21 protein-coding genes are annotated in these 18,362 nt (G+C 43.3%); 11 read left to right on the forward strand and 10 right to left on the reverse strand.

The window, feature by feature from the left end:
* From ACSLP7_RS13110 to ACSLP7_RS13135, 6 genes are all read right to left on the reverse strand, one after another.
* On the reverse strand, window positions 1-346 hold a 346-nt coding region (locus ACSLP7_RS13110; RefSeq protein ID WP_435579718.1), incomplete at its 3' end, for an NAD(P)/FAD-dependent oxidoreductase.
* Window positions 343-870 (reverse strand): YceI family protein, encoded by a 528-nt coding sequence (locus ACSLP7_RS13115; protein ID WP_435579719.1) that lies wholly within the window; start codon window positions 868-870, stop codon window positions 343-345. The genes ACSLP7_RS13110 and ACSLP7_RS13115, both read right to left, overlap by 4 nt.
* Window positions 871-961: 91 nt before the next feature.
* The gene (locus tag ACSLP7_RS13120) at window positions 962-1,615 is read right to left on the reverse strand and encodes a uracil-DNA glycosylase family protein (protein ID WP_435579720.1); all 654 of its coding nucleotides are present in this window, start codon (window positions 1,613-1,615) and stop codon (window positions 962-964) included.
* 3 nt (window positions 1,616-1,618) lie between these two features.
* Window positions 1,619-2,377, reverse strand: coding sequence for a peroxide stress protein YaaA (gene yaaA / locus ACSLP7_RS13125; protein ID WP_435579722.1), 759 nt, complete (start codon window positions 2,375-2,377; stop codon window positions 1,619-1,621).
* A gap of 100 nt (window positions 2,378-2,477) precedes the next feature.
* Window positions 2,478-3,512: an RluA family pseudouridine synthase gene (locus tag ACSLP7_RS13130; protein WP_435579723.1), complete on the reverse strand. Its 1,035-nt coding sequence runs from the start codon at window positions 3,510-3,512 to the stop codon at window positions 2,478-2,480.
* Window positions 3,505-4,107: a PASTA domain-containing protein gene (locus tag ACSLP7_RS13135; RefSeq protein ID WP_435579724.1), complete on the reverse strand. Its 603-nt coding sequence runs from the start codon at window positions 4,105-4,107 to the stop codon at window positions 3,505-3,507. The genes ACSLP7_RS13130 and ACSLP7_RS13135 overlap by 8 nt, the downstream gene beginning before the upstream one ends.
* 122 nt (window positions 4,108-4,229) lie before the next feature.
* On the opposite strand from ACSLP7_RS13135, the gene ACSLP7_RS13140 reads away from it, so the two are divergent.
* Together ACSLP7_RS13140 and coaD are read left to right on the forward strand one after the other, a co-directional pair.
* A complete protein-coding gene (locus ACSLP7_RS13140; RefSeq protein WP_435579725.1) occupies window positions 4,230-5,213 on the forward strand; it encodes a D-alanine--D-alanine ligase in 984 nt (327 codons plus the stop codon).
* Window positions 5,214-5,226: 13 nt separating this feature from the next.
* The gene (gene coaD / locus ACSLP7_RS13145) at window positions 5,227-5,685 is read left to right on the forward strand and encodes a pantetheine-phosphate adenylyltransferase (protein ID WP_435579726.1); all 459 of its coding nucleotides are present in this window, start codon (window positions 5,227-5,229) and stop codon (window positions 5,683-5,685) included.
* 88 nt (window positions 5,686-5,773) lie between these two features.
* Here coaD and ACSLP7_RS13150 read toward each other — a convergent pair whose 3' ends face one another.
* A complete protein-coding gene (locus ACSLP7_RS13150) occupies window positions 5,774-6,499 on the reverse strand; it encodes a T9SS type A sorting domain-containing protein (RefSeq protein WP_291182434.1) in 726 nt (241 codons plus the stop codon).
* A gap of 113 nt (window positions 6,500-6,612) precedes the next feature.
* On the opposite strand from ACSLP7_RS13150, the gene ACSLP7_RS13155 reads away from it, so the two are divergent.
* Window positions 6,613-8,355: a M14 family metallopeptidase gene (locus tag ACSLP7_RS13155; protein WP_435579727.1), complete on the forward strand. Its 1,743-nt coding sequence runs from the start codon at window positions 6,613-6,615 to the stop codon at window positions 8,353-8,355.
* Here the strand turns inward: ACSLP7_RS13155 and ACSLP7_RS13160 are convergent.
* The gene (locus ACSLP7_RS13160) at window positions 8,323-8,949 is read right to left on the reverse strand and encodes an NUDIX hydrolase (protein ID WP_435579728.1); all 627 of its coding nucleotides are present in this window, start codon (window positions 8,947-8,949) and stop codon (window positions 8,323-8,325) included. The genes ACSLP7_RS13155 and ACSLP7_RS13160 overlap by 33 nt on opposite strands.
* 7 nt (window positions 8,950-8,956) lie before the next feature.
* On the opposite strand from ACSLP7_RS13160, the gene pyrE reads away from it, so the two are divergent.
* Both pyrE and ACSLP7_RS13170 read left to right on the forward strand, forming a co-directional pair.
* The gene (gene pyrE, locus ACSLP7_RS13165) at window positions 8,957-9,598 is read left to right on the forward strand and encodes an orotate phosphoribosyltransferase (protein ID WP_435579729.1); all 642 of its coding nucleotides are present in this window, start codon (window positions 8,957-8,959) and stop codon (window positions 9,596-9,598) included.
* Window positions 9,599-9,601: 3 nt separating this feature from the next.
* Window positions 9,602-9,994, forward strand: a complete 393-nt coding sequence (locus tag ACSLP7_RS13170) for an SRPBCC family protein (RefSeq protein WP_435579730.1) — start codon at window positions 9,602-9,604, stop codon at window positions 9,992-9,994.
* Here the strand turns inward: ACSLP7_RS13170 and ACSLP7_RS13175 are convergent.
* Window positions 9,991-10,722, reverse strand: a complete 732-nt coding sequence (locus ACSLP7_RS13175) for a biotin--[acetyl-CoA-carboxylase] ligase (protein WP_435579731.1) — start codon at window positions 10,720-10,722, stop codon at window positions 9,991-9,993. The genes ACSLP7_RS13170 and ACSLP7_RS13175 overlap by 4 nt on opposite strands.
* A gap of 90 nt (window positions 10,723-10,812) precedes the next feature.
* Between ACSLP7_RS13175 and rsfS the strand changes: the two genes are divergently transcribed.
* From rsfS to ACSLP7_RS13205, 6 genes are all read left to right on the forward strand, one after another.
* On the forward strand, window positions 10,813-11,184 hold the full coding sequence (gene rsfS / locus ACSLP7_RS13180; protein ID WP_435579732.1) for a ribosome silencing factor: 372 nt from the start codon (window positions 10,813-10,815) through the stop codon (window positions 11,182-11,184).
* A gap of 9 nt (window positions 11,185-11,193) precedes the next feature.
* Window positions 11,194-13,152 (forward strand): ATP-dependent zinc metalloprotease FtsH, encoded by a 1,959-nt coding sequence (ftsH, locus tag ACSLP7_RS13185; RefSeq protein ID WP_435579733.1) that lies wholly within the window; start codon window positions 11,194-11,196, stop codon window positions 13,150-13,152.
* Between the two features lie 105 nt (window positions 13,153-13,257).
* The gene (locus tag ACSLP7_RS13190) at window positions 13,258-13,872 is read left to right on the forward strand and encodes an LUD domain-containing protein (RefSeq protein ID WP_435579734.1); all 615 of its coding nucleotides are present in this window, start codon (window positions 13,258-13,260) and stop codon (window positions 13,870-13,872) included.
* Window position 13,873: 1 nt separating this feature from the next.
* Window positions 13,874-14,674, forward strand: a complete 801-nt coding sequence (locus tag ACSLP7_RS13195) for a phosphatidate cytidylyltransferase (RefSeq protein ID WP_291182426.1) — start codon at window positions 13,874-13,876, stop codon at window positions 14,672-14,674.
* Window positions 14,664-15,314, forward strand: a complete 651-nt coding sequence (locus ACSLP7_RS13200; RefSeq protein WP_435579735.1) for a phosphatidylserine decarboxylase family protein — start codon at window positions 14,664-14,666, stop codon at window positions 15,312-15,314. Before ACSLP7_RS13195 ends, ACSLP7_RS13200 begins: the two co-directional genes overlap by 11 nt.
* The gene (locus ACSLP7_RS13205) at window positions 15,311-15,577 is read left to right on the forward strand and encodes an acyl-CoA-binding protein (protein ID WP_435579736.1); all 267 of its coding nucleotides are present in this window, start codon (window positions 15,311-15,313) and stop codon (window positions 15,575-15,577) included. The genes ACSLP7_RS13200 and ACSLP7_RS13205 overlap by 4 nt, the downstream gene beginning before the upstream one ends.
* Here the strand turns inward: ACSLP7_RS13205 and ACSLP7_RS13210 are convergent, their stop codons facing one another.
* Window positions 15,578-18,205: a valine--tRNA ligase gene (locus ACSLP7_RS13210; protein ID WP_435579737.1), complete on the reverse strand. Its 2,628-nt coding sequence runs from the start codon at window positions 18,203-18,205 to the stop codon at window positions 15,578-15,580.
* Window positions 18,206-18,362 lie beyond the last annotated feature (157 nt).

An 18,362-nucleotide genomic window follows, 5' to 3' on the forward strand; every position in this document is an offset into this window, starting at 1 on the left:
TCTGAACACCCACTGACTGGGCCCTTTCAAACATGGCCTGTTCAAGAGCATATCTGCTGATACCAAATCCACCTAGTGGAAGCTTGGCTTGGATAGCTTTGCCCTTGGGATGGGTCCAACTAAAATTCGATATTTCAACAGCTCCTAAGGCAAAGGGATCGATTCCAAGCTTAGTAAGATATGGCAACACTTCATTAGAAATATATTCACCACAGACTTTATGACGCGGATAGGATTTAGGTTCAAAAAGCAGCGCTGATTTACCTTGCTCGGACAGATCTATAGCAGCACTCAAACCCGCCAATCCACCACCAACAATCAGTACGTCTGCTTCTTGTTGCTTCAAACTTTTGGAATTTCTAAGGTTATGGAGATGGTAACGTTCTTGGACATGACCAAGCTGCGACCACCCACGCCGTAATCACGGCGATTGATCTCAAGCTCACCGATCAGTTTGGTGGTATTGCCCATAGTTTCTGAATACATTTTGATCACCACATTTTTGCTTACTCCTTTGATCGATAAATTTCCTTGGAGTTCATAGGCACGGTCTGCTACTTCTCGCAAACCAGTAGATTCAAATGCTATGTTTGGGTATTGACTTGCATGGAAATATTCTTCTTCCAAGAGATGCTCATCTCTAGTTTTGTTATCTGTATCTATAGTATTTACTGGAATGCTAACTCGCAGTTTGGTGTTTTGTAAAGCCGATAAATCTAAGGTTCCGTTCACGGCGCTGGAATTAAATTTCCCCTCCACATTGATTCCGAAATTTCTAATCGTAAAGGAAATATCATGGGCAATCTGGCCAAACGCTGCGGAATTGCTCAGCATATATATACCCATAAATAAAAATAATAATCTCTTCATCATTAGCATCTTAAAACAAAAGCAAGGCATTGCCCCATCCTTTTATTTCTTAAAGTTAAGTCTAAATAATTGAATCCTTGTTAGGAAAGCGCTAAAAGAAAGGACGGTATTGATCTACGCGAAACAAGAGGGTATTGTATGACGGATCTGCAGCTTTTCGCTCTTTATACAAAGGCAAACTGCCCACGGCCCTGTTGGCCGCACCACTGGGGGCGGTTAAAGAAACAGTTTTGATCTGTCTGCCATTCAATTCAAAGCGGTGAATTCTCGGGACCTGATTTTCCAAAACTTCTAAGGTTAATTCATGCTCTTTGAGCAGGCGCCTAAAAAAGTATTCCGGGCCATTTTTACTGTTTCCACCCGTAAAAAGCAAGGTATCAATCTGCGTATTTTCTTTGAGGTATTTTAGAAGCGGACGCAACTGTACTTGCTCCATCCCTAAGTCTGAAGCGTCTATTTTTTGGCGTTTAGCACTGTGAACAATATCACAGATGGCAATGCCTCGATCTTGCAAGAAGTCTTTGCGCTGGTCTATAGCTTTTTGAGTAGTTTCAAAAACTAAATCGAGCTCAAAAAGTTGATTGAGAATGGGCCAAAGTTGCCCGTCTATACTGCCGTAGCAAAAATTAACATCACCCGGTTTTAACTCACCCATGCTGAATCGCGGTGGCGGCAAGGTGCCCACGATCATCTTGGTAGCACCCTCTGGAAAATAAGGTGGATAGGGGTGCTTGTGGATGAACATGGTTTATCGCGTAAATACCAATTCAGTTTCTGAGGAAAGCTCCTCAGAGAATCCGTAACCTTCTTGATTAAAGGCCTTAATATCGTCCACGGTGGTTCCTTTGGTGTCTATCAAATGACGAGACATCATACCACGAGCTGGTTTGGCAAAGGTTCCGATGGTTTTGTACTGACCGTTTTTAAACTCCTTGAAGACGGGAGTGATCACTGTAGCTTTCAGCGCCTTGGTATCTATAGCCTTGAAATATTCATTGCTGGCAAGATTGATCAAAATATCATATTCAGCCAGTTCTTCATTCAACTGTTTGGTGATCTTTTGCTTCCAGAATTCGTATAAATTCTTTTTAACACCCACGGGCATCTTAGTACCCATCTCCAAACGGTACGCCTGCATCAGGTCAAGTGGCTTCAGAAGCCCATAAAGCCCAGAAAGAATTCGCAAATAGTCTTGTGCAAATTCAATCTCCTCATCATTCATTGTAAAAGCGTCCAAACCGCGATACACATCACCTGCAAAAGTGAACATCGCTGGTCGCGCATTAGAATCATCAAAAGGCAAAGACCACGCTTGATTGCGTTCGTAGTTCAGGGTAGCCAAAGCATCTGAAATATGCATCAGTTTTGACAAACTTCTTGCTGACTTCTTTTTTAGCAATTTATTGAGACGCTCCGACTCCGCTTGAAAAGCAGGTTGGGAATGTGCTGAAGTTGGTAAAGTAGATTCTAGATCTAAAGACTTTGCAGGAGAGATTACAATTTTCACGCGGCTTTCTTTTTTGAGTCTTACAAAAATACGGAACTCTGAAAGCCGTCACAAGTGCTCTAACTAAAGCTTGTAAATGCCACTATTGGAGAAACTAATACTAATGCATATGTTTGGCGTAGTCACGCCATTTGGCAATACATTGCTCCATATCATCAGGCAGCGGCGCTTGAAATCTCATGAGCTCTCCACTTACTGGATGCACAAAACCAAGGGTAGCGGCATGTAAGGCTTGTCGAGGTAGTATTTTAAAGCAGTTCTCTACAAACTGCTTGTATTTGGTAAAGGTGGTTCCCTTAAGGATCTTTTCTCCACCATAGCGCTCATCATTGAATAAGGTGTGCCCTATGTGCTTCATATGCACACGGATCTGATGTGTACGGCCCGTTTCCAAAGTACAGGAAACTAAAGTCACATAGCCAAGGCGTTCCTGAACCTTATAATGCGTTACGGCGGGCTTGCCTTTGAGTTCGGCTTCTTCTCCTAAGAACACCGTGTTTTGCAAACGATTTTTAGGGTGTCTGCCGATATGGCCTTCCACAGTGCCTTGATCCTCTTCCATATTACCCCAAACAAGGGCTGTATAGGTACGTTCGGTACTCTTATTGAAGAATTGTCCTGCTAAATGCGTCATGGCCTCTTCTGTCTTGGCAACTACCAAAAGTCCACTGGTGTCTTTATCTATTCTGTGGACAAGACCTGGTCTTCCACTGCTGTTGTTGGGCAGGTTCTCAAAATGATAGGTCAAGGCGTTGATCAAAGTTCCACTGTAATTCCCATGCCCAGGGTGCACGACCATACCCGCAGGTTTATTGACCACCAAAACGGCATCGTCTTCATAGACAATATCCAAAGGAATATCCTCTGGCACCAACAGGAATTCATAGGGAGGATGCGCAAACATCACCGTCACCACATCATGGGGTTTGACCTTGTAGTTTGACTTCACCGGAATATCATTGACATAGATATTTCCAGCAGTTGCCGCTTTTTGAATTTTGTTGCGAGTGGCTTTTTCAATGTAGTTCATCAAGAACTTATCTACACGCAAGGGTTGTTGACCTTTTTCGGCTACAAAACGATGGTGCTCGTAAAGTTCTTCTGATTCTTGTTGATCTATGGGCTCTTTATCCATCGGAATCCGAATTGGAAGAGGAACTGGATCCTCCCATACGTAGATTTCCTTTTCCATCACCCAACACAAGATCAATTACTGCAGTCTTCTGTAGTAAAACCCCAGGCTCAATAAGTTCACCATTGTGACGCAATTGCAAGACTTCATCTTTAGCAATATACGGTCTGTAACTAACCTTACCGATCTTGAATCCCATAGAGATCAAGGTCGGCTCTGCCTGTCTGCGGGTACGCCCAACTACATTTGGAATGGGCAAAGAGCGGTAATCAGATCGATTCACGGTTAGGTAAATGGTCCGATTCTCTTTTACCATACTTCCTGCCTTGGGCAGTTGTTCAATGATGGATTGTTTGGGATACTCCGGATTGTAATTGGTAGTATCTAAGATCTCCCAGCGCAATTCAAGCTCACTCAAAGCAGAATTGGCTTCGTCAAGGGTCATTTTAGCCAGATCAGGCACCTGAATGCGTTGGTCGTGATTGGTGCTAATTCGCAAATAGAAAAGCAACAAAAAGACTAAAGCCACCGTTACCAATAGGGCTATGCCAAGTTGTTTTAAGAATGTTTTGGTCAGTAAGAATCTAACGAAACTCATTAAAACGAAAAGTTAATTGAAACACGAAAATACATATATTTGAGTAGATATTACAACTGCCTAAAAAATGGTTTGCTGCAAACCCAACCTCAAATTACAAACGCTATAAATCACACATTCTTATGAAGCCCGTAAAAGTTGCTGTAATCATGGGAGGTTATTCAAGCGAACACTCCATATCTGTGGAAAGTGGCGCAACTGTAGTAAAGCATTTACAAAAAGCCGATTACGAGGTCTTTGCCGTTCATATTGAACGCGATCACTGGTATTACTTAGATGCAGAAAACAATAAGTACATTGTAGATCGAGGAGATTTTAGTTTTATGGCTGACGGGGTAAAAGTAATTCCCGATGCCATTTTCAATGTGATTCATGGCACTCCGGGAGAAGATGGTTTGATGCAGTCTTATCTGGAACTGATTGGGATTCCGCAAACCTCGTGCAATTTTTACCAAGCCGCCTTGAGTTTTAACAAGCGTGATTGTTTGGCCGTATTGAAGCAGTTCGGTGTGAAGTGTGCACAATCCTATTACCTCAACAAAGAAACCGAAGTACCCTTAGAGGAGATCGTCAAAGCTGTAGGCTTTCCCTGTTTTGTAAAACCCAATCGAGCGGGCAGCAGTTACGGCATCTCCAAAGTTTACGATATGGAAGCGCTTCAGCCTGCTATTGACAAAGCTTTTGAAGAAGATCATCAGATCCTAATTGAAACCGCCTTAGTGGGCACTGAGGTGAGCATTGGTGCTTATGACCATGATGGAAGGGTTCAAGTTTTGCTTCCGACCGAGATCGTCAGTGAAAATGATTTCTTTGATTATGAAGCCAAGTATTTGGGTAAATCCGACGAGATCACTCCTGCCCGAATTAGCCCGGAAGAGACCGCGCGTGCTCAGGCAGAAACGGCACGTATTTATGGACTCTTAGAAATGAGTGGTTTGGTACGTTGTGATTTTATCCTACAAGATGGAGAACCGTACTTTTTAGAGATCAACACCAACCCGGGACTCTCTGAGGCCAGCATAATCCCAAAGCAGGCTGAGGCTGCAAATATTCCGCTATCTCAGCTGTTTGCACAACTGGTTCAGAACGTATTGCCACAGAAATAGTATCTTAGCTTCTATGAAAAGAAAGGCTGTATTTCCTGGATCTTTTGACCCCATTACCTTAGGGCATTGTGATATCATTGAGCGCGGACTTCAAATGTTTGATGAGATTGTACTCGCCATTGGTGTAAACTCTGCAAAGAAATACACCTTCAGCCTAGAGGAGCGTAAGGCTTTTTTAGAGGCTACTTTTGCTGGTGAAGATCGAATTAGCGTTGCTACTTATGAAACCCTTACGGTCGACTTCTGCAAGTCCGTTAACGCTCAATTTATTTTGAGAGGACTGCGCAGCACTACAGACTTCAATTACGAGCGTCCCATCGCTCAAACCAATCGCGCCATGGATAATGAAGTAGAAACGGTTTTTCTAATGGCTTCTCCGAGTGTCACTCACGTTTCTTCATCCATAGTTCGTGAGATCATGAAATATGACGGCAATTACCAACATTTGGTGCCATCCGCGGTGCGCAAGTAGCAGCTTTCTCACACTTAAAGAATTACTCAAATTAAGACATAAAAAAACCCTGCCGTTTGGCAGGGTTTTTTAAGCTAAGAAATGATTCTTATTGCTTAACGATTTTTGTAGTGTAGTTTCCTTCAGTAGTTTCTAAAGTAAACATGTAGATACCGTTAGAAAGACCAGAAGTGTTGATGGCTCCATTTACCATTACAACTCCAGTATCTCTACCCAATACGTCAAAAAGCTTAGCGCTAGTTACCTCAGCTCCTACAGGAACAGTAACGTTTAGCACGTCCTTTACAGGGTTAGGATACACAGATACACCTTCAAGGTTGTTGTCTGCAGTCGAAAGCGTAGCTAGTACAGCGTCACCAGAGAAAGAAACTCCAGAGATACCTTCGTTTGCAACGAATACGAACATAATGTCACCGTCGTTTACAACAGTAGTACGAACTCCGTCAGGACCAGCATCGTTGTCGAAACATCCAGCTCCAACACCACCAAGGTTGTCAGTTACAGTAAGACCAGTTGGGTCAGTTTCATCGATAGTAGTCGCGTAGTAAAGTACTGGCTCAGACAATCCAGCTGGAGTATCGATAGAAACAGTTACAGTACCACCAGTTACAACTTCAAATTTGTAGTCTACAGAAGGAACGTTAAAGTTACATCCTACTTGACCTTCCTCTTGAGCTCCGTTAGGAACGTTTACGTCCGGATCGTTAAATGGAAGAGTCTGTACTTGGATGGCGTTTGCCATGTCCACGTTTACTTGAGCAAACGCTGCACCTCCCACTAAAAGACAGGCCAATAAAAGAGTAATTTTCTTCATGTCAATTTGTTTTAAGATTAGTTTTACCATGCTAATGTAGCATTTAAATGTTGAAACAACAAAGTGAAAATCTGATTCTTTCTTAATTTTAGACCGCATTAAAATCAACATCCATGACCCGATACTTCGCGCTTCTCTTTATTTTACTGTTATTTTCATGTAATTCCGAGGTTAAATCTGACCGAGATTTTACTACACTTTTTGAGTCCTCAAAAGGCACACAGACCCAAGAATATAAAGACGTTATTTCCTACTATGACGATCTGAGTGAAGCCTACACCTCTGTTGCTATGTATGAAATGGATCGGACAGACAGCGGAGAGCGCCTGCATTTGGTAACTTTCAACCCCAACCGCAGCTTTGACTCTGAGCTCGGATTAGACGGGAAACAGGTTGTGATGTTGATCAACAACGGAATCCACCCTGGCGAAAGTGATGGGATCGATGCCAGCATGATGCTTATTCGGGATTTGGCTCAAGGTAAAATTAAAGCGCCAGAAAATGTAATTATCGCGGTCATTCCCATCTACAATATTGGAGGTTCGATCAATAGAAACTCTTTCAGTAGAACCAACCAAAACGGACCAGAAGCCTATGGTTTTCGAGGGAATGCGCGCAATTATGATTTAAACAGAGATTTTATCAAAAGTGACACCTGGAATGCTTTGGCCTTTCAGAAGCTCTTTGATCTCTTGGACCCTGATGTCTTCATCGACAATCACGTGAGCAACGGAGCCGATTATCAATACGTGCTTACCCACCTATTCACTCAACACAACAAGCTCGGTGGGAACGCTGGTAAATTTCTCCATGAAGTAATGATGCCGGCTTTAGAAGATTCTTTGGCTGCAAAGAATTGGGACATCACTCCTTATGTCAATGTTTTCAACAGAACTCCAGAAAGCGGCTTTTCACAATTTATGGATGGTCCGCGCTATTCTACAGGCTATACTAGTCTTTACAACACCTTGGGATTGATGGTAGAAACTCATATGCTGAAACCTTATAAGGATCGCGTTGAAGGAACTTATGCGCTTATGGAATCTGTAATTGGGTTTTCTGAGGCCAATGCCGAGGAGATCAAAAATGTAAAGAGAGAAGCTTGGAAATCCTACAAGACCGGGAATTACTACCCAATTTCTTGGGCCATTGACAGCAGTCAAATTACCACCCTTAACTTTAAAGGATACGAAGGTACATACGTTCCGAGTGAGATCACCGGTGCGAATCGTTTAAAATACGATCACGATAAACCCTTTGAAAAACCAGTGACCTACTACAATTATTTTAAACCGACGGATTCCGTCCAGATCCCAGATCACTATATTGTTCCCAAAGGTTGGTGGCGCGTTCTGACACGTTTACGTGCAAATGGTGTGATCATGGATCAATTTGACAAGGATACGACTATGACCGTAACGGCCTATCGAATTGCAGATTACAAAACCTACAATCGTCCTTATGAAGGACATTATCCGCATTACAACACCAAGGTAGAGCCTTACCAAACAGAGGTGCTCATCCCGAAAGGAAGCTATCGCATCCCTGCAGAGCAAGAAGCGGTTCGATATCTTTTAGAAACTCTGGAGCCTGAAGCTATTGACTCCTTTTTCAACTGGAATTTCTTTGACACTGTATTGCAACAAAAAGAAGGTTTCTCACCCTATGTATGGGAAGACCTCGCCTTGGAATTCTTGAATGAAAATCCCGAGATCAAAGCAGAATTTGAAGCTAAAAAAGCAAATGACGAGAACTTTGCTGGTAATTGGTATGCGGAGTTAGATTGGCTGCATAAGAACTCTCCTTACTATGAGGCCGCACACTTACGCTATCCGATCTACCGGGTGAGTCGTTAAATACTCTTTGGGAAATAGCAGTTTGATGTTTTCATAGCTGCCTTGAAGCGCTTTTTGTGTCTGGGCAAAATTTTTCCATTTGGCTTTTTCAATACCTTCTTTGGCCTGGGGTTTTAAAGATCCATCAAAGCCCGTTGTCATTTCATACCAATACGTGATCTTCAAGCGGCGCTCTCCGTTGCGCTTAAAGACGTGGTAGGTCTTTTGGATAAAACGAGTTACCTCTAATTTCTTTGCCCCTGTTTCCTCACGCACCTCGCGAATGGCAGCTTGCTCAGGCGTTTCGCCTTTTTCTAATCCACCTTTGGGCAGATCCCATTTCTTGTTGCGGTAAATAAAGAGGATCTCTTTGCGGTCGTTGTATACCAAACCGCCACCAGCTTCAACAACTTTGAGCTTTTTGCGCAGGTGAAGTTCTAATTTCTCCGGATCGGAATGATAGAGATTTACGTGGGTGAGTTTACCCTTTTCTATCATCTTGATGAGCTTTTTAAATCGGACCAATTCTATGGGAATCGAGACGTATTCTTTGCCAATGAACTTCTCTGTGGAAAGTATCACCGGGATCTCATTAATAAAAACTTTGTAATACATTTGCAAAATGATATTGAAAAAGGACACGGCGCAAAAAACCGCAGAACTTCTGTTACAAATTAATGCAATAAAATTGCAACCACAAAACCCTTTTACATGGGCTTCGGGTTGGAAATCTCCAATCTACTGTGACAACAGAATCACGCTTTCCTATCCGCATATTCGCAACTTCTTAAGAGAGCACCTAGCCGCTCAGATCGAGGAGTTATATGGCAAACCAGACGTAATTGCCGGAGTGGCTACTGGAGCCATTGGGATTGGTATGCTGGTTGCCGATTATATGAATTTACCTTTCATTTATGTCCGTCCGGAGCCTAAAAAGCACGGCCGCCAAAATCAGATCGAAGGTATTTTGGAAGAGCATCAATCTGTTGTAGTGGTAGAAGATCTGATCAGCACAGGAAAGAGCAGTTTGAATGCAGTTAAAGCTTTAAGAGCTGCCAACGCGCAAGTCAAAGGAATGTTGGCATTATTTTCGTACGGCTTTGATACGGCGACCGATAATTTTAAGGACGCTGATGTGCAGCTTCACACCTTGAGTAACTATCAACATTTGTTGCAACAGGCGGAGAAAGCTAAATACATCACCAAAGACGAATTAGAAACCTTAGAAAAGTGGCGCAGCAATCCCGCCCAATGGATGCAATAAATTATGAATCTAACAAGTAAGACGGTAACCCTAGATAAATCTGCTCAAGAAGTTTGTGATTTTTTGAGTGACGTAAAGAACTTTGAACAACTCATGCCAGAGAATACGGCGAAGTTTGAGTTGATTGGAGATCAAGCTTTTGTATTTGCACTCAAGGGAATGCCGGAGATTGCTCTTGAGCTCAAAGAGATCAATGCACCCAGCCAAGTGGTACTCGGAGCCAAAAGTGACAAACTTCCTTTTACCCTTACCGCAAATATTGAAGAACTAGAGGCTAGCAAATCAGCTACAACCCTTGAATTTGAAGGGGATTTCAACGCCATGATGGCCATGATGATCAAAGGGCCTATCAACTCCTTTTTAGGGGCCTTGACAGACAATCTTCAAAACATCTAATAGATCATTTCTATCGCCTTGACGGCATAATGATGGACGGAATCGTCCTCCATTTGTAATTCCAGATCGCCCTCTGGAGTGACTCCTTTTACCAAAGCTGTAAAGGGTGCTTCACCGGCAATCCGGAAACTTGCAGCCTGCCCTCTTTTGAAGAGCGCTGCTAAATATTGCTGATACCACTGCTGTTGATCCACTAATCGGAAATCATCAAAATAAGTGTGTATCTGACCTGCGATACGCATGCCTAATTCTTCCAGGTCGTAATGTTTGTCTGTGATCTGCTTTAACGAGTTAGCTCGAGGCAAATCAGCAGGAAGCTCATTATTTACATTCAAACCAATACCAATTACACGGTGGACCGGCTTTCCTCCAGACCAGATGTTTTCAATCAAGATGCCACCGAGCTTCTTCTGATATGACATAATGTCGTTGGGCCATTTGATACTGACAGCAGGAATTTGCAGCGCATCCAATTGTTTTTTTATAGCCAAAGCCACTACCATTTGTGGCATGAATGGGAAGACCTCCGGATGTTGCTCAAAACGTCTGTACAGGCTAAAAGTCAGACTTTCCCCAGCTTTGGAATACCAGTGGTTTCCATGTTGACCTCGACCCTGAGTTTGATCATGAGCAATCACAACTGTCCCCGTGCAGTTCACGCCCGTTTTCACAAGGGCTTTCAGGTAGTCATTTGTAGAAAGGGTGGCATTAAGTTTGATTAGCTTCAAGGGAGGATCTTAAATATTGTGTTAATCTTAATTGGATGACGTCTTTAAGGAACGAAAAAAGTAATAACTTTGCATAAATAAACCGATTTAATGTCAAAAAAAGAAGTAGGAACAGATCAATTAATAACTCAAATAATACGGGGAATTGAAGAGGTAAAGGGACAGGATATAGAAATCCTAGACCTGAGAGAGATTGAGAATACGGTCTGCGATTATTTTATCATTTGCAACGGTACCTCGAACACACAAGTCAACGCGATTGTGAATTCCGTTCAAAAATCGGTGAGCAAAGAGTTACGTGAAAAGCCTTGGCATACAGAAGGAACTGACAATGCCGAGTGGGTTTTGATAGACTACGTTCACGTAGTAGTTCACGTATTCCAAAAACACATTCGAGAGTTTTACGATATAGAAGGCCTATGGGGTGATGCACATTCCATAAAAATCGAATCTACTTACTAAAAGCAGAACATGGCGGAGGAAAAGAAAAACAACGAAACAAAGAAGCCCAAATTCAGCCCCTACTGGATTTATGGGATCATTATAGTCGTATTATTGAGCATCCAGTTTATGGGTGGGAACAGCTGGTCCAAGCCACCGGCCACCACGCAAGAGGAATTTTTAGATTTCATGCGTGAGGGCGATGTGCAGGAATTGGTCGTAGTTGCCAACACTCGTAAAGCACGAGTATATCTTACTCCGGATGCCAAACTGAAAGACATTCACCAAAAGACAGATAATAATTCGTTCCGCGTTAGCTCTGCTACCGCTCCGGATTACGAATTCCAATTTGGGGACCCAACCTTTTTTGAAGAGCGTATTGTAGAGATCAATAACGAACTCAAAGAAGACGGAAAGTCTGTGACTTCTGTAAAGAGAACTACGGAAGAGAGTGTCTTGAGTGACATTTTGATCAGCTTACTTCCTTTTGCCATCATCATTGGTATTTGGATCTTGATTATGCGCCGCATGTCTGCAGGTGGTGCTGGAGGCGCAGGCGGACAGATCTTCAACATTGGAAAGTCCAAAGCAAAGCTTTTTGACCAAAACACAGAAGTAAAGACTTCTTTTAAAGATGTTGCTGGTCTTGAAGGTGCTAAAGAAGAAGTACAAGAGATCGTTGATTTCTTGAAACATCCTGAAAAATACACCTCCCTTGGAGGTAAAATTCCAAAAGGAGCCTTACTTGTAGGACCTCCGGGTACTGGTAAGACCCTATTGGCCAAGGCCGTTGCGGGAGAGGCTAAAGTTCCTTTCTTCTCTTTGTCCGGTTCTGACTTTGTGGAGATGTTCGTAGGTGTAGGCGCTTCTCGTGTGAGAGACCTCTTCAAACAAGCCAAAGAAAAATCACCGTCTATCATCTTTATTGATGAGATCGATGCCATAGGTCGTGCCCGCGGAAAGAGCAATTTCTCCGGTTCTAATGACGAACGTGAGAATACCTTGAACCAGCTCTTAACGGAGATGGATGGTTTTGGAACTAACACCAATGTGATCGTGTTGGCTGCCACCAACCGCGCCGATGTTTTGGACAAAGCCTTGATGCGTGCCGGACGTTTTGACCGTCAGATCTATGTGGATCTTCCGGACGTTCGTGAACGGAAAGAGATCTTTGAGGTACACCTCAGACCTATTAAAAAACTTGAAGAATTAGATACCGACTTCTTGGCCAAACAAACGCCTGGATTCTCGGGAGCAGATATTGCCAATGTGTGTAATGAAGCGGCCTTGATCGCTGCGCGTAAAGGCAAGAAAGCAGTAGGCAAACAAGATTTCCTCGATGCGGTTGACCGTATTGTTGGAGGTCTTGAGAAGAAAAACAAGATCATCACTCCAGAAGAGAAAAAAGCCATTGCCTTCCACGAAGCCGGTCACGCTACTGTGAGTTGGATGCTGGAATACGCTGCGCCTTTGGTAAAAGTTACCATTGTTCCTCGCGGACAATCTTTAGGAGCTGCATGGTATTTGCCGGAAGAGCGTCTTATTGTACGTCCTGAACAAATGCTAGATGAAATGTGCGCTGCCATGGGTGGTCGTGCAGCTGAGGAAGTGATCTTCGGAAAAGTATCAACTGGTGCCTTGAGCGATTTGGAAAAAGTGACCAAACAAGCACGTGCCATGGTAACTATCTACGGATTGAATGATAAGATCGGAAACCTAACTTATTACGATAGCAGTGGTCAAACCGATTACAACTTCTCCAAGCCTTACTCTGAGAAAACCGCAGAGATGATTGACAAAGAGATCTCCAATATCATTGAGACTCAGTACAACCGTGCTGTTGATCTGTTGAAGAAGCACAAAGACAAACTCACCGAGTTGGCTAATGTGTTATTGGAGAAGGAAGTGATCTTTAAAGACAACTTAGAACTGATCTTTGGAGAACGTCAATGGCCAAAAGTGGAGACGATTCCAGTAGATTCAGAATAGCTTAACCACAAATAAGCGTTATATAATCTTAAAGTTGGGGCCATTGGCTCCAACTTTTTTTTATCTTTGAGGTTAAACGTTTCAAATCCCCATCAAGAAGCACCTATGAGTCTGTTTAAAAGACTGTTGAATCCTAAGTCCGGTAAGTCAAAAACTACCGAGGATACATCATTGGACAAACAGCACAGTAAGTACTACCCAGAGAAACAGCTTCCCATAGACGAAAAATTCACCTATAACTTCCGCAGAAACGGCGGTAAGTTCTTGTATTGTGAAAACTTAGAGGAAGTCTTGCAAACCTTTGATAATATCTTGATGGAGAACGATTGGTATGAAGCAGAAGCCTTTTGTATTGACCAGCAACTCATTGAGCGTTTTGACGGCTTTAACCTGCAGTTCGGCACCAAGAATAGCAGCAAGTTTTTCTTATCGCGATGCGAATCGCTGATAGCGAATAACGGTTCTGTTTTGATCTCTTCCAATCAGATCCGCGAAAAGAAACTAGACGAACTGCCTACTAACTTTATCATTTTCTCAACTACCAGTCAGCTGGTTGATAATATCGGCGAGGGATTGCGTCAGATCAAAGACCGCAACAAGAACAAAATCCCAACGAATATCACCACCATTCAAGATTTTGAAACCCAAAAGGAAAAGGATTTCATGAGCTACGGAAGTACAACAAAAAACCTATATTTGTTGCTTCTGGAAGACTTATAGCATGAACGACCTTTTGATTCGCACCGCTTCAGGAGCGCTCTATATCGCCCTACTTTTAGGGTCGTTACTGTGGTCAAAAATTGCCTTTCTCATTGTTGTATTTGTATTTGGAGTTTTAGTGAGCTTGGAATACTGCCGTTTGAACAAATTTCCCGTGTGGATAGGCATTCCGCTATTAGCTGTATTAGCAGGAGTACTGCATTGGGTAGTACCGAGTTGGGTGGATCCTACCTTGATTGTTAGTTTTAATATCGTGGTGAATTTAGCACTGCTCTATTGGCTCTTTAAGGCAGACGGTGTTTTGATTCCCGCTTTAAAACCCTTGGTTTTTCTAGGCTATTTATGTTTAGGAATCGGCTCCTTATCGCTGCTACCCTTAGATAATGAGGTATTCAATTACAAAGTAGTTATCGCCGTATTTCTCATGCTTTGGGCCAACGACAGTTTTGCCTATTTGGTCGGACGCAATTTTGGAAAGACCAAACTCATGGAGCGCGTCTCTCCAAAGAAGACCGTGGAAGGCTTTTTAGGAGGAGCCCTAGGAGCAATTGGTATCGGCATTGCCGCGCACATGATCTACGGAGTTTACGGCCTTTGGAACTGGATTATTTTGGCGGTCATTGTGGTCGTTTTTGGAACTTTAGGCGATTTAGTTCAGTCTAAAATGAAGCGCGAAGCTGGCGTGAAAGACAGCGGCGTGATCATGCCTGGACACGGTGGACTTTACGACCGCATGGATAGTCTCATTTATGCGGCCCCATTTGTCTATATATTCTTAATTTTGAACTGTTATGTTTCATAAGGAAGGAAATACAATTATTCTTGCCAGTTTAGTGCTCTGCATTGCCTCAGTACTTACTGTGGATCAATTTGTGGAACTCCCCTGGTTGCGCTATGCTCTGATGGGTACTTTTTTAGTATTGCTGATTCTGATCTTGCAATTCTTTAGAAACCCAAAAAGGAATTTCTCTCCAGATGCTGGCGCAGTATTCTCTCCGGTGGATGGAAAAGTGGTGGTCATAGAAGAAGTTGAAGAACCCGAATACTTTCAAGGCAAACGCAGACAGGTTTCTGTGTTTATGTCTCCACTTAATGTACACGTTACTCGCTATCCAGTTGGTGGTGATATCGTATACAGCAAATACCATCCAGGAAAGTATCTAGTAGCTTGGCACCCCAAAGCCTCCGAAGAAAATGAACGCACCACCGTCGTAGTAAAGAGCGAGCAATTTGGTGATGTATTGCACCGCCAGATAGCAGGTGCTTTGGCCAAACGCATCGTGAATTATGCAGAAGAAGGTCAGCAAGCAGACCAAGCTGCAGATAGCGGTTTCATTAAATTCGGTTCTCGTGTGGATGTGTTCCTCCCTTTAGACGCCAAAATTGAGGTCAGCCTCAATCAGAAAGTAAAAGGTGGACTCACAGTGCTGGCACGCGCATGAACTCAGAAGAATTAGATAAAGCCTTTGAGACGGCCGTGGAAACCATCAACAGCCACGAGCAACCTTTTCCCGCTGATTTCTTACTCAGACTTTACGCCTATTACAAGGTTGCAACTAAAAACAGAGAATTGCCCAGCAGTTCCAGACCACTGATCAATGCTTTTAAAACCAATGCTTTATTTCAAGTCAAAAACATGACTCCGGATGAAGCCAAGCAAAAGTATATTGACGCAGTGAACCACTACCTCTTGTACCGAAAATAATTATTGTAAACCGGCCAGACTGGCTTTAAGGGTGTCGATCTTTGCCAAGGCGTCTGCTTCTTTTTTACGTTCCACAGCAACTACTTGCTCCGGAGCATTATTTACAAAACGCTCGTTGCTCAACTTCTTCTGAACACTCTTTAAAAAGCCTTCGGTATAACTCAGTTCCTCTTGGATCTTGGCGATCTGAGCTTCCACATCAACAGCCCCGCTGATCGGTACAAAGTACTCGTTGGCTTTGACTCTAAAGGTCAAGGCTCCATCTACCGCCTCTCCGTGAGAAATGTTGAGAATGTTCCCGAGTTTTTGGATCACTGGCTCAAAAGTGCGCCCTTGCTTTTCGTTGTCAGCAATAACAAGATCAACCGTTTCTTTAAAGGCGATTTGATTGTTCTTTCTGATGGTACGCACGCCAGATACTACCTCCATCGCAAAGTCAAAATTCGCAATGAATTCGGCATCAAACTCTTCGTGTTTTGGCCAGCTTGAAACGATTAGAGCTTCCTCAGAAGAACGCTCCGCGATATCGTGCCAAAGCTCTTCCGTCAAGAACGGAATAAACGGATGCAAGATGCGTAAGTTATCCTCAAAAATCGCAATAGCTTCACGATAGGTCTGCGCAGAAGCAGGCTCCCCATAAGGCGGCTTGATAGCCTCCAACATGGTGGAACAGAAATCATCCCAAACCAAACGGTAAGTTTCCATAAGCGCAGTTGAAATACGGTATTGCTTAAACTCACTTTCTACAGTGCGCAATACTTGTTGGAAACGGTTGCGATACCATTGTAGCGCTAAGCTTTCGGCTTCTGTTTGTTTTCTGTCCTCAGAAACTTCCCAACCTTGGATCAAGCGGTACGCATTCCAAATCTTATTGACAAACTTGCTTCCCTGCTCACACAACTCCACATCAAACATCAAGTCGTTTCCTGCAGGAGAACTCAAAAGCATCCCCACACGAACGCCATCTGCACCGTACTTTTCAATAAGCTCGATCGGATCCGGAGAATTCCCCAGAGATTTGCTCATCTTTCTGCGCTGCTTGTCACGTACAATTCCAGTCAAATACACATTGCTGAACGGCTTGGCATCGCGGTATTCGTATCCGGCAATGATCATACGGGCCACCCAAAAGAACAGAATCTCAGGTGCCGTTACCAGATCATTGGTCGGGTAGTAATATTCAATTTCTTTATTCTCTGGCTCCAGGATTCCGTTAAAAACAGAGATTGGCCATAGCCAACTGGAGAACCAGGTATCCAAAGCGTCTTCATCTTGGCGCAGGTCTGCAGCGGTCAACTGCGCATTTCCGCTTTTTTCTTGAGCCAGTTTAAGTGCTTCATCAGCTGTTTTAGCAACAACAAAATCTTGCTTGTCAGCGCCGTAATAATAGGCCGGAATCTGATGTCCCCACCACAACTGACGAGAGATGTTCCAATCGCGAACATTCTCCATCCAGTGCTTATAGGTGTTGATGAACTTCCCAGGAACCAAAGCCACGTCTTCTTTAAGAACGGCCTCCAAAGCGGGAGCAGCAAGATCTTTCATCTTCAAGAACCACTGATCGCTCAGTTTAGGTTCAATCACGGCGCCCGTGCGCTCAGAAGTGCCTACTTTGTTGGTGTAGTCTTCTGTCTTTACCAAATGGCCTAGTTCCTCAAGTTCCTTAGTAATTCCTTTGCGCACCGCAAATCGATCCTGTCCTTGGTAATGCATTCCGTGTGCATTCAAGGTTGCATCGTCATTAAAAATATCTATGATCTCAAGTCCGTGCTTGTCCCCAAGAACCTTATCGTTTTCATCGTGTGCAGGCGTTACCTTTAAACAACCTGTACCAAATTCCATATCTACGTATTCATCCTCAATAATAGGGACCTCACGGTTGCAGATCGGTACAATTGCCTTCTTACCTTTCAAATGAGTAAAGCGCTCGTCATTAGGGTTGATACAGATCGCTGTATCCCCTAAAATGGTTTCCGGACGCGTTGTAGCAATGGTCAAGGTATCGCCTGAACCAGCTACTTTATAGGAAACGTAGTAAAGCTTCCCTTGTTTCTCTTGATAGATCACCTCTTCATCAGAAAGGGTGGTCTTGGCCTGAGGATCCCAGTTTACCATGCGGTAACCGCGGTAGATCAATCCTTTATTGAACAGATCAACAAAAACATGGATCACGGACTCAGACATATCGTCATCCATGGTGAATTTGGTGCGCTCCCAATCACAGGAGGCTCCCAAACGTTTTAATTGCTCCAAGATGATCCCGCCGTGTTTGTGGGTCCATTCCCAGGCGTGTTTTAAGAATTCATCACGGGTCAGGCTGCTTTTTTCAATTCCTTCGGATTTGAGTTTAGCAACTACTTTAGCCTCTGTAGCAATAGAGGCGTGATCCGTTCCAGGCACCCAACAAGCATTATAGCCTTCCAAGCGTGCTTTGCGAATAAGCACGTCCTGAATGGTATTGTTAAGCATGTGTCCCATATGCAGGACTCCAGTCACGTTTGGTGGTGGAATTACGATGGTGTAAGGCTCTTTCTCATTGACTTCAGAATGAAAATATCCCTGTTCCATCCAGTAGTTATACCACTTCTGCTCTACCTCCTTAGCGCTGTATTTTGCTGCTAATGCCATTTTGGTCTGATTTTTGAACTCTATAAGGCAGCAAAAGTAGTTATATACTCAAGAATTTAAAAGCTATTAGGCGATTTTTGGACAAGTCAAAATATTGGCTACTTTAGCATTAGGAAATGTAATGAACCGCACTAAAAGTGTGCATTTGGTCGAAAAT

This window comes from Gilvibacter sp. (assembly GCF_965601605.1).
GTDB lineage: Bacteria > Bacteroidota > Bacteroidia > Flavobacteriales > Flavobacteriaceae > Gilvibacter.